18 protein-coding genes are annotated in these 15,203 nt (G+C 59.9%); 15 read left to right on the forward strand and 3 right to left on the reverse strand.

Translation table 11 applies throughout. The features are described from left to right. Positions 1 to 45: 45 nt before the first annotated feature. The 6 genes from AXG89_RS16115 to AXG89_RS16140 all read left to right on the forward strand — a co-directional run bounded on the left by AXG89_RS16115 (position 46) and on the right by AXG89_RS16140 (position 6,175). Positions 46 to 1,434, forward strand: coding sequence for an MFS transporter (locus AXG89_RS16115; protein WP_062002924.1), 1,389 nt, complete (start codon positions 46 to 48; stop codon positions 1,432 to 1,434). Positions 1,435 to 1,448: 14 nt separating this feature from the next. After that, on the forward strand, positions 1,449 to 2,960 hold the full coding sequence (locus AXG89_RS16120) for an aldehyde dehydrogenase (RefSeq protein ID WP_062170811.1): 1,512 nt from the start codon (positions 1,449 to 1,451) through the stop codon (positions 2,958 to 2,960). Between the two features lie 233 nt (positions 2,961 to 3,193). Then, positions 3,194 to 4,567, forward strand: a complete 1,374-nt coding sequence (locus AXG89_RS16125) for a sigma-54 dependent transcriptional regulator (RefSeq protein ID WP_062170813.1) — start codon at positions 3,194 to 3,196, stop codon at positions 4,565 to 4,567. An 89-nt stretch (positions 4,568 to 4,656) separates the two neighbouring features. Next, the gene (locus AXG89_RS16130) at positions 4,657 to 4,863 is read left to right on the forward strand and encodes a hypothetical protein (protein WP_143325597.1); all 207 of its coding nucleotides are present in this window, start codon (positions 4,657 to 4,659) and stop codon (positions 4,861 to 4,863) included. Between the two features lie 28 nt (positions 4,864 to 4,891). After that, entirely contained in the window at positions 4,892 to 5,107 is a 216-nt protein-coding gene (locus tag AXG89_RS16135; protein ID WP_062170817.1) for a hypothetical protein, read from the forward strand. A gap of 123 nt (positions 5,108 to 5,230) precedes the next feature. Further along, positions 5,231 to 6,175, forward strand: coding sequence for a histone deacetylase family protein (locus AXG89_RS16140; protein ID WP_062170819.1), 945 nt, complete (start codon positions 5,231 to 5,233; stop codon positions 6,173 to 6,175). Positions 6,176 to 6,179: 4 nt separating this feature from the next. Here the strand turns inward: AXG89_RS16140 and AXG89_RS16145 are convergent, their stop codons facing one another. Beyond that, positions 6,180 to 6,695 (reverse strand): SLATT domain-containing protein, encoded by a 516-nt coding sequence (locus tag AXG89_RS16145; RefSeq protein WP_062170821.1) that lies wholly within the window; start codon positions 6,693 to 6,695, stop codon positions 6,180 to 6,182. Between the two features lie 874 nt (positions 6,696 to 7,569). Between AXG89_RS16145 and AXG89_RS16150 the strand changes: the two genes are divergently transcribed. After that, a complete protein-coding gene (locus AXG89_RS16150; protein WP_062002931.1) occupies positions 7,570 to 8,301 on the forward strand; it encodes a Crp/Fnr family transcriptional regulator in 732 nt (243 codons plus the stop codon). 85 nt (positions 8,302 to 8,386) lie between these two features. Here the strand turns inward: AXG89_RS16150 and AXG89_RS16155 are convergent, their stop codons facing one another. Next, positions 8,387 to 8,623, reverse strand: coding sequence for a hypothetical protein (locus AXG89_RS16155; protein WP_062170823.1), 237 nt, complete (start codon positions 8,621 to 8,623; stop codon positions 8,387 to 8,389). 531 nt (positions 8,624 to 9,154) lie between these two features. Between AXG89_RS16155 and AXG89_RS16160 the strand changes: the two genes are divergently transcribed. The 3 genes from AXG89_RS16160 (at position 9,155) to AXG89_RS44150 (ending at position 9,844) form a co-directional block, all read left to right on the forward strand. After that, positions 9,155 to 9,325 (forward strand): hypothetical protein, encoded by a 171-nt coding sequence (locus tag AXG89_RS16160; RefSeq protein ID WP_086382831.1) that lies wholly within the window; start codon positions 9,155 to 9,157, stop codon positions 9,323 to 9,325. 21 nt (positions 9,326 to 9,346) lie between these two features. Then, on the forward strand, positions 9,347 to 9,655 hold the full coding sequence (locus tag AXG89_RS16165) for a putative quinol monooxygenase (RefSeq protein WP_062170825.1): 309 nt from the start codon (positions 9,347 to 9,349) through the stop codon (positions 9,653 to 9,655). A 66-nt stretch (positions 9,656 to 9,721) separates the two neighbouring features. Beyond that, a complete protein-coding gene (locus tag AXG89_RS44150) occupies positions 9,722 to 9,844 on the forward strand; it encodes a hypothetical protein (protein WP_256701233.1) in 123 nt (40 codons plus the stop codon). Positions 9,845 to 9,970: 126 nt separating this feature from the next. Here the strand turns inward: AXG89_RS44150 and AXG89_RS16170 are convergent, their stop codons facing one another. Next, positions 9,971 to 11,560, reverse strand: a complete 1,590-nt coding sequence (locus tag AXG89_RS16170; RefSeq protein WP_062170826.1) for a methyl-accepting chemotaxis protein — start codon at positions 11,558 to 11,560, stop codon at positions 9,971 to 9,973. A gap of 285 nt (positions 11,561 to 11,845) precedes the next feature. On the opposite strand from AXG89_RS16170, the gene AXG89_RS43030 reads away from it, so the two are divergent. The 5 genes from AXG89_RS43030 (at position 11,846) to AXG89_RS16195 (ending at position 15,184) form a co-directional block, all read left to right on the forward strand. After that, entirely contained in the window at positions 11,846 to 12,913 is a 1,068-nt protein-coding gene (locus AXG89_RS43030; RefSeq protein ID WP_236873494.1) for a GAF domain-containing protein, read from the forward strand. Between the two features lie 105 nt (positions 12,914 to 13,018). Then, positions 13,019 to 13,462 (forward strand): ester cyclase, encoded by a 444-nt coding sequence (locus tag AXG89_RS16180; protein ID WP_062170831.1) that lies wholly within the window; start codon positions 13,019 to 13,021, stop codon positions 13,460 to 13,462. Between the two features lie 93 nt (positions 13,463 to 13,555). Then, positions 13,556 to 14,527 carry a Dyp-type peroxidase gene (locus AXG89_RS16185; RefSeq protein ID WP_062172541.1) on the forward strand — a complete coding sequence of 324 codons (972 nt, stop codon included), beginning with the start codon at positions 13,556 to 13,558 and terminating at the stop codon, positions 14,525 to 14,527. Between the two features lie 32 nt (positions 14,528 to 14,559). After that, positions 14,560 to 14,835, forward strand: a complete 276-nt coding sequence (locus AXG89_RS16190; RefSeq protein WP_062170833.1) for a hypothetical protein — start codon at positions 14,560 to 14,562, stop codon at positions 14,833 to 14,835. Further along, a complete protein-coding gene (locus AXG89_RS16195; RefSeq protein ID WP_062170835.1) occupies positions 14,807 to 15,184 on the forward strand; it encodes a TraR/DksA family transcriptional regulator in 378 nt (125 codons plus the stop codon). The genes AXG89_RS16190 and AXG89_RS16195 overlap by 29 nt, the downstream gene beginning before the upstream one ends. Positions 15,185 to 15,203 lie beyond the last annotated feature (19 nt).

Below are 15,203 nucleotides of genomic sequence, written 5' to 3' on the forward strand. Positions count from 1 at the left end.
GGTCATGCATTACGACAAACCCTCGATGGTTTGCAGGAGACGGAAATGAATGTGAATGCAGGCGCACGCCTGGACCGGCTGCCGGTATCGGGCTTTCACAAGCGCATCATGTGGCTGATCGGGATCGGCATGTTCTTCGACGGCTTCGATATCTACGTGGCCTCGACCGTCCTCGGCGCCACGCTGCAAAGCGGTTTTTCCACGCTCGGCCAAAACGCGCTGTTCGTGTCGCTCACGTTCTTCGGCATGATGCTGGGCTCGCTGGCGACGGGTTTTCTCGGCGATCGATTCGGCCGGCGCTTCACGTACCAGACCAACTTGATGGTATTCGGCATCGCCTCACTGGGCGCTGCGCTCGCGCCGAACATGATGGTGCTGATCGCCTTTCGCTTCGTGATGGGCCTGGGGCTCGGCGCGGAAAACGTCGTCGGTTATTCGACGCTGACCGAGTTCGCGCCGCCCGCGTCGCGCGGCAAGATGCAGGGACTGATGGCCGTGTTCGTGGTCTCGGGCTTGCCGGTGGCGGGATTGATCGGCCTGTTTCTGATCCCTGCCATGGGCTGGCGTGCGATGTTCGTGCTCGGCGGGATCGGCGCAATCGGCGTGTGGTACGCGCGTAAATCGCTGCCGGAGTCCCCGCGTTGGCTGGAGTCGGTCGGGCGCCATCAGGATGCCGAAGCAATTCTCTCGAAGATCGAAACGGAAGTGAAGGCCGAACACGGCGGCACGTTGCCCGCGCCATCGCCGAAGCCTTCCGTTGCGCCCTCGCGTGCGCTGGGCTCGCTTTTCACCGGGGCGATGTTGCCGCGCATGATCGTTGGATGCGTGACGCTGGTGGTGATCAACACCTTGCTGTATGGCTTCGTTACCTGGCTGCCTACGTTTTTCGTTCATCAGGGTTTCAGCATTGCGAAGTCGTTCGGCTATGCGCTCGTGATGTCGATCGGTGCGCCCATCGGTTCGGGCATCGGCGCATTGACCGCCGACAGGTGGGGCCGCAAGCCCACCATCATCGGCGCATCTTTCCTCGCGATCATCTTCGGCGCTATTTATCCGTTCGTGAGCAACCCGGTCATGTTGCCGGTCGTCGGCCTGCTGCTCGTGATCCCCATATATGTGCTGGTCGCCCTGCTGTTCGCGATCTACGTGCCCGAACTGTTCCCGACTGAAGTGCGCCTGCGGGCATCGGGCATATGCAATACGCTTGGCCGGGGTGCCACCATCGTCACGCCGTTTATTGTTGTGGCGCTCTTCGGGCATTACGGCGTAGTCGGCGTGCTTGCATTGATGATCGGCTTGCTGGCCATTCAGATCGTGGTGGTGGCATGGCTCGGTGTGGAACCGACCGGCCAGCGCCTGGAAGATATTCAGCCGACGGATGCCCCCGCGCGTCTCGATGTCGGCGCCGATACGCGGGTGTCCCCGCTCAAGTAAACGGAGAAAGCAAGATGGATGCAGTGAACAAGCAGTTCCTGAGCGCGCAGTTGTTCATAGACGGGAAGTTCGTCGATGCCGCCTCGGGCGAGACCATGGACATCATCAATCCGGCCGATGGCGCGGCGATCGGCACGCTGTCGAAGGCATCTGCCGAGGATGTGGACCGCGCGGTGCAGTGCGCACACAACGCGTTTGAAAGCGGCGTATGGCGCGACATGCCGTTCCAGCAACGTGCGCGCGTGATGAACCGGTTTGCCGATCTGTTCGAAGCCGACCTCGAAAACTTCTACAAGCTGGAGACGCTCAACAACGGCCGGCCGATCGTCGAAACGCGTGCGCAGATATCGCGTTTGCCGCAGTTTTACCGATACTTCGCCGCGCTTGCACTCACGCGCCGCAGCGATGTGATTCCTATCGAAGGGCCGTATCTTTGCTATACGCAGCGCGTGCCGCTCGGCGTGTGTGCGTTGATGACATCGTTCAATCATCCGCTGATGATCCTGTCGAAGAGCCTGGCGCCTGCGCTTGCGACCGGTAACAGCGTCGTGATCAAGGCGTCGGAGCAGACACCGCTCACCACCGTTCGCCTCGTTGCTTTATTGCAGCAGGCGGGTGTTCCGGACGGCGTCGTGAACGTGATCAACGGCGAGGGTAAGGAAGCAGGCGCCGCGCTCGCGCGCCATCCGCTGATTGCAAAGGTCGTGTTCACGGGCGGCACGGAGGTCGGTCGCTCGATCGGTGAAGCGGCCGCGCAGACCTTTGCGCTGACGACGCTCGAACTCGGCGGCAAGGGCGCGGTGATCCTGTTCGATGACATGGACATCGATCGCGCGGTGAACGGTGCGGCGTTCGCGGCGTTTATCGGAGCGGGGCAGACGTGCGTGTGCGGCGCGCGCCTGCTGGTGCAGGAAACCATCTACGAGAAGTTCCTGGAGAAATTCCGCGCGAAGGTCGAGGCGATCCGCGTGGGCGATCCCGCCGATCTCAACACGCAACTGGGGCCGGTCATCTCCGGACGCTCGCGTGCGCGCATTCTCGGCATGCTGGAACGCGGCATTGCTGACGGCGCCAAGCTGCTTGCGGGCGGCGGCATTCCCGCGCATCTCAGCGAAGGTTTCTACTTGCAACCCACCGCGTTCTATGATGTCGATCCGAAATCGGAACTCGGCCAGGGGGAAGTGTTCGGTCCAGTCACGGTGATCATGCCCTTCAAGGACGAAGCGGATGCGCTGCGCATTGCCAACGACACTCAGTTCGGTCTTGCGGCGTCCGTGTGGACGCTCGACGTGGCGCGAGCCCACCGCGTGGCGAGCAAACTGGTGTTCGGGATGGTCTGGATCAACGATCACCACCGGCTGGACCCGGCTTCGCCTTGGGGCGGCTTCAAGAACAGCGGGGTAGGGCGGGAGACCGGGATCGAATCGTTCGATCAGTTCAGTGAGCCACGTGCGGTGACGGTTAACACGAGCGGCGTCACGGTCGACTGGTATGCCGATGACGGCCAGCTCAAGCGCCTTAATTAATCAGGCGACAATTTAACTTAAGGGATAGCCGGTCATGCTACCGGCCATTTCCGCACATTTTTCCTATCCCTGCTGATCCATGAGCCTGCAACGGCAAATCATGCCTCAACTATTTATATCAAGTTTCTAAATTGATCTAAAGAATCAAAACCGGTTTAACGTTTGCCCCGGATACTCGGACCCGCTTGCAGCGTGCATACTACGTCATACAAATAAAGCAATGAGAGAAAACCATGCACGGGGAAAAAAGGCCGCTTTACTACGTAGGACGCACGCTGCATCCGCCTTTGCGGGCGCGCCTGAAGGAACGTGCGTGGAAAGTCGAGGTGCTCGAACCGGGTTCGGTACCCAAAGCAGGGCCGCGGCAACCGTCGGCGGGGATTCTCGACTTTTCGTCGCTCGAATTTCCGGCGGACCTGCGTTACCTTCACGAACTTCTGGCAAGTTCGATGACAGGCTGGGTTGCGCTCGGCCATCGTGAAGACCTGGAAGACGCGACTGTGCGCGGCCTGATTCGCGATTATTGCTTCGACTACATCACGCTGCCCACCTCGGATGACCGCGTAGTCGATGCCGTCGGCCACGCGCTCGGTATGGTGGCGTTGCAGGTGAATACATCGAATGACGTACGCGACGGCCATCCCGAAGGCGAGATGGTCGGATCCTGCGAGGCCATGCTTACGTTGTTCCGCTCAATCCGCAAGGTCGCGATGACCGATGCGCCCGTTTTCATTTCGGGCGAATCGGGCACGGGCAAGGAACTGACCGCAGTCGCCATTCACGAACGCTCGACCCGCCGAGATGAGCCGTTCGTCGCTATCAACTGTGGCGCCATTCCCGCGCATCTGCTGCAATCGGAACTGTTCGGGTACGAGCGCGGCGCGTTTACCGGCGCGAATCAACGCAAGATCGGACGGGTGGAAGCGGCGAACGGCGGCACGCTTTTCCTCGATGAAATCGGCGACCTGCCGCTCGAAAGCCAGGCGAGCCTCTTGCGTTTCCTGCAGGAGCGCAAGGTCGAACGGCTTGGCGGACACGGGTCGACACCCGTGGATGTGCGCATCATTTCGGCCACGCACGTGGACATGCAAACCGCGATGATCGAAGGGCGCTTTCGCGCCGACCTGTACCACCGTTTATGCGTCCTGCAACTCGACGAACCGCCGTTGCGCGCACGCGGCAAGGACATCGAATTGCTGGCGAAGCACATGCTCGACCGCTTCAAGAAGGAAGCGAGCCGGAAACTGCGCGGCTTTGCGCCCGATGCCATCGCTGCAATTCACAACTACGGCTGGCCCGGCAACGTGCGCGAGCTGATCAACCGGATCCGGCGGGCAATCGTGATGTCCGAAGGGCAGCAGATCGGCGCCAGCGATCTCGAACTCGCCGATTACGTTGAAGTCGCACCGGTGTCGCTTGCGCAGGCGCGCGAATCCGCGGAACGGCAGGCTATCGAGCTTGCATTGTTGCGTCATCGCGGACGTCTCAGCGACGCCGCGCAGGAACTCGGCATCTCGCGAGTCACGCTTTACCGCCTGTTGACCGCGCACGGCTTGCGCGCGGACGTCAGCACCGTGCCGGCGCAGGATTCCCGGCCTGCGGCGTGACGCTTTATCGAGAAAACGAATCGGCACGAAAAGCTTCGCTTGGTCACACGGACGAACCGTATATCTTTGTGACAGGTGTGCAATCGGTCATGTCCCAGCTCGTTCAGATCCGCGCCGACCTCGCGAGGGGGACGGGCGGCGGGGTTCATGTCGCGACGCACGCGTATCATTGCGACTCGGTCGAGGGGATGGACCGGCTCTTGAGCGACGTCCGTGCAAGACGTATCAGTGAAATCAGTGTCTCGGAGTCGCAGTGGGGCGTCCGGCGGCTGGTGATCAACTATTTTGGCGCGTAGGTTTCGCATCTGTGCGCCGGAGATTTCGATGAGACACAAGACCCGCGGCGTGGTGATCGTGCCCATACTGATTGGCCTCGCGGTCGCTGCGGTCGTCTGGGTCGCGAGTTATCGCGGCGGTGGACCGAAACTGGTGGACACGGGCGGCTCGCCTTCGGCCTCGGCTCTGGCGGCTACCCCATTTGCCGCAAGCGGTTCAAGCGTCGCGCCCGCGACCCAACCCGTTGAAACAGCAAAATATTGACGCTTCAGGTCATGCATAAGCAAAGACCTATGATTCGTTAAACAATGTCTGATTATCGTGTACGCCTGGACGGCCTTAAGCTTGCTGGTTTGAGTTGCAGCAAAACTTGAGGCGTTCATTGCAATGCACAGCACGATCATTCTCTCCCATCCCGCCTGCCTCGAACATCGTCCCGGACCGCATCATCCAGAGTCACCGGAACGTCTGAAAATCGTGCTGGACGCATTGCGATCGCCTGAGTTTGCATCGCTCGAATGGCGCGACGCGCCGCTTGGCACGATCGAACAGGTCCAGTTGATCCACGATCCAGAATTTGTGGACGACGTTGCCGAAATGGCGCCGAGCCACGGCTACGTGCCGCTCGATGGCGGCGATACCGTAATGTCGCCGGGGTCATGGGAGGCTGTGATGCGTTGCGTCGGCGCGGCGTGTGCTGGCGTCGATGCCGTGATGAACGGGGACGCCCGCAACGCATTCTGCGCGACGCGGCCGTGCGGTCACCATGCCGAACCATCGAGAGCGATGGGCTTCTGCATCTTCAACCAGGCCGCGATTGCCGCTGCCTACGCCCTGGAAACGTTCCAGCTTGAACGCGTCGCGGTCGTCGATTTCGACGTCCATCATGGCAACGGCACGCAAGCTGCATTCTTCAACCGCCCGGAATTGTTCTACGCGTCGAGTCACCAGTCGCCTTTATATCCGGGAACGGGCGCGGCATCCGAAACAGGCGTGGATCACAACATCGTCAACGTGCCGTTGCCGCGCGGCTGCGATTCCGCGCTGTTCCGCACGCGCATTGAATCCGGCATGCTGCCGGCGATACGCGAGTTCGATCCTCAGCTCATCATCATTTCGGCGGGTTTTGATGCACATCGGCTCGATCCGCTTGCGGGTCTGAACCTCGAGGACAGCGATTTCGAATGGATCACTACGGAGTTGGTGCGTATCGCCGATACCGCGTGCGAAGGGCGCATCGTTTCGATCCTGGAAGGCGGTTATAGCCTTGAAGCCCTGGCTGCCGGCACGACCGTGCACGTGCGCGCGTTGATGGGCACTGTGGCCGATTGACGATTCATTTCGAGCCGCTGCGCTCGCCTGCCGACATGTCCTGCTGCGTCTTGACGAAGACGTCTGTCGGCACGTTCGGGACTTCCTGCGCCAGGCGGTCGAGTTCCTCGCGAATCTCGACGAAATCGTGTGCCGCACGCGTGTCCGGCGACCGCGCATAAATGGCCTCGAGCCTTCGCCTGATGGCGCCATAACGGGCGCCTGCCGCGCGATGCTGCTCGGCTCGCTCGGCATAGCGCAGGAACGTCTGCAGCGACGCCATCACCGATGCCAATACACTGACCAGACCGATCACGATCCTCACCAAAGGCGATACGCCTGTGGCGATCATCGACAAGAACGCGCCGGTCCCGATCAGGGCAGTGAGCGCGATCACCGAGACGCCCAGTCCACGATTGCGTCTGCCGAGCAGGTTGGCCATGTCGTAGTGACTCATCTGCGACTCGCGCGCGCGGCGGATCCACTTCAGCAAAAGAGAATCGGTATCGATGGCCGGCTCGTAGTCGTCGAGTGTTGACATGGGTTGGCTTCCTTTTGTTCGCCACATGGACGGGTCATTATCGGGGATGGCATTGCGGCGCGCACGCCGGGACGAAACCCGGGGAATCTCTCGCGTTGCGGCTCGCTTAGATATTGTCGAGTCGTGGTCGCGCTGAGATTTCTTCGCAAACGTTTGGCCCGTCAAGGGCATTGACGGGGCACTGGCTCTATCGTTCTGCCACTACCGCCACGATGTTCGCCAGAACACGTTCGCTTTCGAAGCATTAAAACAAGAACGCAACATTTTCAGTTCGCCTCCGAATTCGCATGCAAGTTGAAGCGGACCCCGCCCACACTGGGCTTTCGCCACACCCGCGGGGCTCGGCGATACATCGGGCGTCCCTCGGGCGATTCAACTCAGCTCGATGGAACAGTTCTGCATCATTTTTAAATCGCCTGATGAATGGCCTGTCTGTAGGGGTTTATCCCCCTTAATTTCAACGTGTTTCAGCAGGCATTTAAGTCCGCAAGGCGCTACTGGCAAGGCATTCGGCAGACAAAACCCGCGGATGGCATTCGTCGGATGGTTCCGCGCATACTTCCGCCCCAATGTTCAGAAGTGAAACATAAATCTTTTCGGGTCCTGTGTGCGGTGCGGCATATCCAGCCTGCCCCCTTGCCGGCATTGGGTTTCGCCCCTCTTGGCACGGTCCTCGCTAATAGTAAGGTGCAGCACTCGCTGGTGTCGTAAAAGCCGGAACGACAAACAGGCAATACGACAATTACGAGAACTGCTTACGGGGCTGGCCGCTTTGATGTTCACGATGGATGCCACCAGATGCATCCACTGAACTCAAGGCAGGCTGGAATAAAAAAGTACGGCGCACAGCGCAAAAATATAAGAGAAGACCATCATGTTGACGCTTCAATCCGACCTGCACGGCAATCATCTGTTGGGCGCGCTTCCGGCGCACGAATGGCAAGCGCTCACGCCCCACCTGGAGCTCGTTCAATTACGTACGGACCAGTTGCTGTGTGATTCGGGACAGCGGATTCACTTCGTGTATTTCCCGACGACCGCCATCATCTCGCTGCTTCACACGATGGAAGACGGCGGTTCGGCCGAGATCGCCGCGATCGGACGCGAAGGCATGACAGGTGTTCCAGTGCTGACGGGCGGCGACACCATGCCCACGCGCGTTCAGGTCCAGTGCAGCGGGTTCGCGTACCGGATGAGCGCAAGCGCCTTGCGTGAGCACTTCAACCGTTCCGATTTTCTGCGCCGCCTGATGCTGCTGTATATGCAAGCGCTGTTGACACAAGTGGCGCAGACGGCCGCATGCAACCGTCATCACTCGCTTTCCAAGCAATTGTGCCGCTGGTTATTGATCGAGATCGATCGTACGCCGACGAATAACCTGCAGGTCACACAGCAGATGATTGCCGACATGCTGGGCGTGCGCCGGGAAGGTGTGACGGAAGCAGCGGGTAAGCTTCATGACGCGGGCCTGATTCACCACAGCCGCGGTTGCATCAAGGTGCTCGATCGGGCCGGTCTTGAAGCGCGTGCGTGCGAGTGCTACGGCATCGTCAAGCGTGAATTCGACCGCATGCTGCCGCGCATGCGCCAGACTGAAGAAGTTTGATGAGGGTAGCAAGCGAAACGACGGCCCCGGAGTCGCGCAAGCCGCGAGTCTGGTGAAAGCCCGTCACGCAGCTTGAGGCAATGTTTTAACGTGAAGTATTAAGCGGGCCGCCCACGCGATAACGGCGACGCGCAAGCACTTCACTCATTTCAAGTTCAGCGGCTTCGGCATCTCCGGCCTCGGCTAGCTTTCGAGCCATCTGAAACGCTTCGCGCTCCGCTTCATTGGTAGGCTGCAGTTGTTCCAGCATCGCTTCAATGCGGGAGTGTGCGGTGCGAAATGTCGTCGATGGCTGTTCAAGCAAATTGGAACGTGTTTGCATGGCGCGTCCTGTCTGAAATTTCAGTGCTAGGGTTTTTACTAACCTTAGCACACGACTTATTTATCCGTGCAAGACGTTAGGTGAGAACTGTTTGACCGGGCTTACGTGTTCCTTTCGTGCCTGACGATTACGCATCGTTTGTCTTTCGTTGTTCTACTGCGTCCAGTACGGCATCGGGGTTTGTCGCCGCTTCCAGCATTTCCGTTTCCCATCTTCGCGCCTGGCGAATTCCGAGACCTATCCAGATTGCCGTCGATGGCATTGGATATCCTGCGTTCGGTGTCGCTTTGAGGCGCCTCGTTTTGTGGCATGGCCGTGCCTGACTATCCGCGAAAATCTTGCCTGCTGTTTGTGCGACAAAAATCATCGGCGGACCCGACGGCCCCTCCCTGCGAGTCATGGAGGCATGCGCCTTGCGGATGGCCTGATAGGTGGCGAAAAAAGCTGTCGCCCGCGCCGCAACTGCATTCGTGCACGTTCGGCTCCCGCCGGTTTCAGCCCGCTCCCATCAACTCTCCATTAAAGGTTTCCATGACTGATCCACGCAACGTTGCACACGACAAGAAAGTACAGCAAGAGAAAAAGCATCACGGCGAGGAGATTGCTCCTGAAGCGGTTCATGCTCCACAGCCAGGGAAGAAGCCGCATTTGAAGGAAGATGAAAACAAGGCAACGCCATCGGACGATGAAACCGCCAGCTAGTAGCACATTCAAGGAGAAACTATGGCTGAGGTCTTGAATGCCATCGCCATCATGAAGGCGAGTGCCGGTAAGGAAGATCAGTTGAAGGGCTTGCTGCTTGACGCGTTGCCCAAGTTCCAGGCGGAGCCGGGTTGCCTCGCGTACACGCTGCTCAATGACCTTGAGCAGCCGACGCGCTTCATCACATACGAGGCATGGGAAAGCGAAGCTGCATTACAGGCGCATATGAAGGCGCCCACACTCACGCAGGCCACACCGGTCATGAAAGAAATCTTGGCCGAGCCAATGGAACAAATACGCTTGAATGCGCTTCCCGGAAGCACGCCGTAGTCGTTCAATGCACCCCTCGCATGGGGCGACCTGCAATTCGCTTTAAATTACTCAGCCGGAGATATCATGGATTTCGCAACCCTGGACTCAACCATTCCCGAAACGCCGCCAGACGCTCCGAACCCCGGACCATCGCCTTCAGATGTGCCCGATGTCGGCAGCCCGGAGCCGGAACCGGATCAGCGTTGAGACTGCCGGAATGCGGGTCAAGCAGTCGTAGAGCGGCTCTGCACGTGTGTCGAGAAGACCGGCTGAATTCGTTCAGTCAGCCGGTCGTTCTCATACTCGGGTTCCGAAGACTCGGTCATCTGGATCTCAACCTGCCATGTGTCCACCCGGCGCAGTGGCAAGCCGGAATTGCGACACACTTTCGATTAGCCGTCTGCCCTGGGTTTCGAGCGATTGCGAAGCGGCCGCTGCCTCTTCCACCAGCGCGGCGTTCTGTTGCGTTACCTGGTCCATTTGCGTGATTGCGAGGTTGACCTGCTCGATGCCACGGCTCTGGTCGCCCGAGGCAGAGGAGATTTCACCAAGGATGGTGGTGACGCGCGAGACGGCCTCTGTCACTTCTGAAATGGTGACGCCTGCTTCGTCCGCAAATTGCGAGCCTTGGCGGACATTGTCAACCGACGTCGAGATGAGCCCCTTGATCTCCTTGGCCGCACTGGATGAACGCTGTGCGAGGCTGCGTACTTCAGACGCGACGACCGCGAAACCGCGCCCCTGTTCGCCGGCGCGCGCCGCTTCCACGGCGGCGTTGAGCGCGAGGATATTGGTCTGGAACGCGATGCCTTCGATAATGCCAGTGATCTCCGCAATCCGGCCTGAGTTGTCGCTGATCGCCGCCATGCTGTTCACGAGCCGGCCGACGACTTCATTGCCGCGTGTCGCGACATTCGATGCGTCCGCTGCAAGCGTGCTCGCGAGCACGGCATTCTCTGCATTGCTGCGCACGGTCGAGGTCAGTTCGTCCATGCTCGAGGCGGTTTGCTGCAAGGACGCGGCTTGTTGCTCCGTACGGGAGGACAAGTCGATGTTGCCCGCGGCAATTTCCGTCGAGCCATTCGCGATGTTCTGCGCCGCTCCGCGCACTTCGCCAATCAGCCGGATCAGGCTCGCACGCATGTTCGCCATCGACGCCATCACGCTGCCTTCGTGCGCGTCAAGCGACGCGTCGGAGGGTGTGAGTTCGCCGCGTGCCACCCGTTCGGCCTCGGCGCGCAACATGTCCGGCTCGGCGCCGAGCGCGCGGGTGAGGCTGCGCGTGATGAGCACGCCGGCCGCGAGCGCAAGCGCCACCGCCAGGGCGCAAAGCCCGACAAGAATCGCGCGCTGCGTCGCATACGCGCTGTCAGCCTGTATTTCCAGCTTGTCCGCTTGTTCTCGTGTGTAGAGCGCGAAATCATCGGTCGACTTCACGAGTGCGGCGAGAAGCGGGCGGCATTTGGACGTGATCTTCACGCGCGCCTGATCCTGGCGGCCTTCGAGCGCATCCTTGACGATGTCCAGTGCAACGGGCCCGTAATCGCGCTCGACCGATGCAATGGCGTCGATCAGCGTTTTAGCGTTGGGGTCGTCGGATCTGGCGATCGAGTCGTTAAGTTTTCTCAGGTTCGACTGGACATCGTCGTGCGCGGCGAGGACCGCCGCCTTCTCTGCCGCCATGTCGTCGGCCGAGGTGACGATCACGAGATTGCGCGCTGCGATCGCGCGCCGGTCCACGGCGGTTCGCACGCGCATGGCGAGGTCGGCGCGCTCGCTCACACCATCGATATACGTTTTCAACCGATGATTCGCCTCGCTGAGTTCAATGAGCGCGAGTCCCGCGACCACCACGAGAAGCATCATCAACATGCCATACGAAGCTGCTAGCCGACCGCGCACGGTCCAGGATTTCGATCTCATTGAACACCTCTATTTTTGTGGTTGAGCGGATCAGTGTTTTCCGGGTCCCGAAGAAATCAGCGAACGCGTACATGGAAGGTTAACGAGTGGAAGGCTGGATACTTTAGCGATTTTTCCAAATTTGCCAATTTTGGCATTTCTACTGAATAGGGATTGCGCGAACGGGTAAGATGTAGGAATGACCGCGCAATCGTTGTCCTAGCGTGTGTCCATGCCCAATCCACTTTTTCCCGCACCATGGACGATCCAATCATCACCTCCCGAGAAGCCGCATCCTTGCTGGGAGTGTCGACGCGCACCGCGCAAGTCTGGATCGAGCAATACGCACTGGAGTCGTGGAAGACACCCGGCGGACACCGGCGCGTGCGTCGCAGCGAGGTGATCGCGCTGCGCGAACGGCTGGCGCCATCCGAGCCGAAGCGCAGACCGGTGATGCTGGTTCAGGCGGGCAAGCTCAACAATGCGCGAGTTTGCGAAGCACTATCGGCGCTGGGCGAGGTGATCGCGATCGACGACAGCGATCCGCTCTCATCCCTGACCATCATCGGCCGAACCATGCCGGCGGTCGTAGTGATTGAAGTGGGACATACGAACCTCGAACAGCTCGCAATGCTCACGCATCTTTTTATCGATCCGTTGCTCGGGCATACGCATGTGCTCGTTCTTGGCGACATGACCGCTGGGCAGGTCGTGGCGCAAATGCGTCCCGGTGAGCAGGTATCGGTGGCGTCGCCGCAGTCTGGCGGCGAAGAACTTCGCGCGATCGTCGAGACGATCCTGGCGCAAGGTGAGCCCGGTGCATCGAATCGAGTACCTGCGCTGTCGGAACGCATGCGCGGATATCCGGTTCCTCCCGACGAAAACGAGCGGCTCAAAGCGCTGAACCGAACGGGCCTGGTCGATACACCTTTAGAGCCGGCCTTCGACAAGATCGTCCAGATGGCGGCAAACGTGTTGCAAACGCCGGTTTGCCTGATGAGTCTGCTGACGCACGACCGGCAGTGGTTCAAAGCGCAGGTCGGGTTGACCGAACGCCAGACGCCTCGCCTATGGGCCTTCTGCAACCATACGATCGTGCAGAATGGCGTTTTTGTCGTGGAAGATGCGGCTGCCGACGATCGTTTTCGCGGCAATCCGCTCGTGACCGGAACGCCGGAGATTCGTTTTTATGCCGGCGCTCCGATCAAGGACTACGAAGGTTACGCGCTGGGATCGCTTTGCGTCATCGACAACAAGCCACGGCAGATCAATGACGAGCAGCGGGCAACGCTCAAGACGCTCGCCGAGCTCACCTCCGATCGCATCAATCTGAGAACCCACACGCGCCAGCTTGCCGGCGGGCCGACGAGGTAACGGGCGGCGGAGCGCACCAAGTCTGCGGCGTGACACAACGAAATTCGCGTCGGCGCTAAGATAGGAACGATCAACCGTTCATTCATCGTGGGTCCGGGAGCTGACATGGAACATTTGCATCAAATGCCGCACACGGCGCAACGGCAGCTCATCGTCGATTTTTACAAGGCGGTCGCCGCGCACGATATGGAACAATTGCGCGCGGTCGTGGCGGGCGATTGGCAGTACATCCCCGCCATATCAGACGACCAGTCCGGCCCGGACCAGATGATTCCCGCATTCAGAAATCTGGCGATCGGCTTGCCCGATATGAAAATCGATCTGCTCGATGTTCTCGTCAGCGACGACCGCGTCGCCGTTCGTGCGAGTGTCTCGGGAACGCAAACCGGTCCGATCATGGGCGTGGCGGCGACGTCGAAGCCAGTGACTTTCGCTATTCACGCGTTCCACGAAGTGAAGAATGGCAAGATCACCCGGACGTGGCATCTCGAGGACTGGCTCAGCATGTTTCGGCAGATCGGCGAACTGCCCACCGACCTGTCTCACTGAACCCAACAAGAAGAACCGGGAGGTTCAGTTGATGCGTCCAGGGTTTCATCGATAATGGAAGTGGACGCCGCAACCGACACCACAGGAGAAATCTTGAGCCCGACATCATCGCCACTCTCCGCTGCCCGGCGCGCGCTCGATACAGAGCCGCAATCCATCGATGCACCGTTGTCGGCGGCAGCCGCATTCCTTATTCTCGTCGTGAAAGACGACGATGCGTCGATTGCCACAGCGCGCTCAGTTGTAGGGAGCACCGATGACCTCGTCAAGGATGTCAGGATCCGGACCGAGGGCGGCGTGTTCACCTGCAACGTGGGGATTTCACATCGCGTATGGGGGCCGCTCACCGGCAAACCGGCGCCCAGCGAACTCGCGCCGTTCAAGGAAGTGCGCGGCGCGAAGCATACCGCGGTGGCCACAGAAGGCGATCTGCTGTATCACATTCGTGCCGAGTCGATGGGCGTGATCATCGAGTTCGAGAAGCTTCTGCTCGAGGCCTTCGGGGACTCTGTTACCGCAATCGACGACGTCGCAGGATTTCGCTACTTCGATGGCCGCGACCTGCTGGAGTTCGTCGACGGCACCGCTAATCCCGACGGCCTCGACCTGCCGGCCGCGACGATCGTCGGCGACGAAGATCCGGCCTATACCGGCGGCAGCTATGTTGTGATCCAGAAGTATCTGCACGACATGGGCGCCTGGCGCGCGCAGAGTGTGGAAACCCAGGAGGCGATCATCGGTCGTACCAAGTTCAGCAACAGCGAGTTGCCGGATGCGACGGAAGGCCAGAAATCCCACAAGACGCTCTGCACGATCGAGGACGCAGAGGGTGAGCATGACATCCTCAGGGACAACATGCCATTCGCCGTTCCAGGTCGCGGCGAGTATGGTACCTACTTCATTGGCTATTCGCGCCATCTGTGGGTGATCGACAAGATGCTGGAACGGATGTTCATAGGCAACCCTCCGCCGCTTCATGACCGGATCCTCGACTTCTCCCGGGCTGTCAGCGGGGTTACCTTCTTTGCGCCGGCCCGCAAGTTCCTGAGCGATTTGGGTGACTGAGTGATTTGATTCTTCAGTTGCTGACGCCAGTCATGAAACTTAAGTGGCATGAGGTGGTCGAGATGCAGGGATTCAGCTTTTACATTACCCTGAATAAGCAGAGTCCCGGGCTCTCCGTGCGTAAGGGCTCGAGCCTGCCCGACCTCGCCGATACAAGCGACGTACCGGGACTTCACAAGGCACTCGAGGCCAACGGCCATGCATTGCAGGAGCTGGGTGCATGGCTGCCGACGTTATACAAACCGGAGCGCTTAGCGTTTCAAGGTAAAGGAGGCAACCATGCCGGATCAACAGGGCGACTTGAGTGAGGCGTTTATCGCACAGCAGCGCACACGCCTCGAGGCAATGCGCCGTGAACTGCTGGGCGGCGAGGAAAATACGATCGCGGATGAGCGCACTTCCCAGGAGAAGCATGACGACGAGGCGGTCGAGTTCGAGGACGACGCGCAGAACATGGCACAGGACGAGATCAACCAGTCGCTGCGCAACGTGAATGAACATCGCATTGGCGATATCCTGCGCGCGCTGCAGAAAATCAGCGAAGGCACCTATGGCCTCTCGGACGAAAGTGGCGATCCCATCCCCAAGGCCCGGCTCGAGGCAATGCCGGAAGCCATCTACACCGTTGCGGAGCAGGGGCGCCGTGAGGCCGGGTAAGCGCCATCGCGCGATGGAC

The sequence above is a fragment of the Burkholderia sp. PAMC 26561 genome (assembly GCF_001557535.2).
Lineage (GTDB): Bacteria > Pseudomonadota > Gammaproteobacteria > Burkholderiales > Burkholderiaceae > Caballeronia.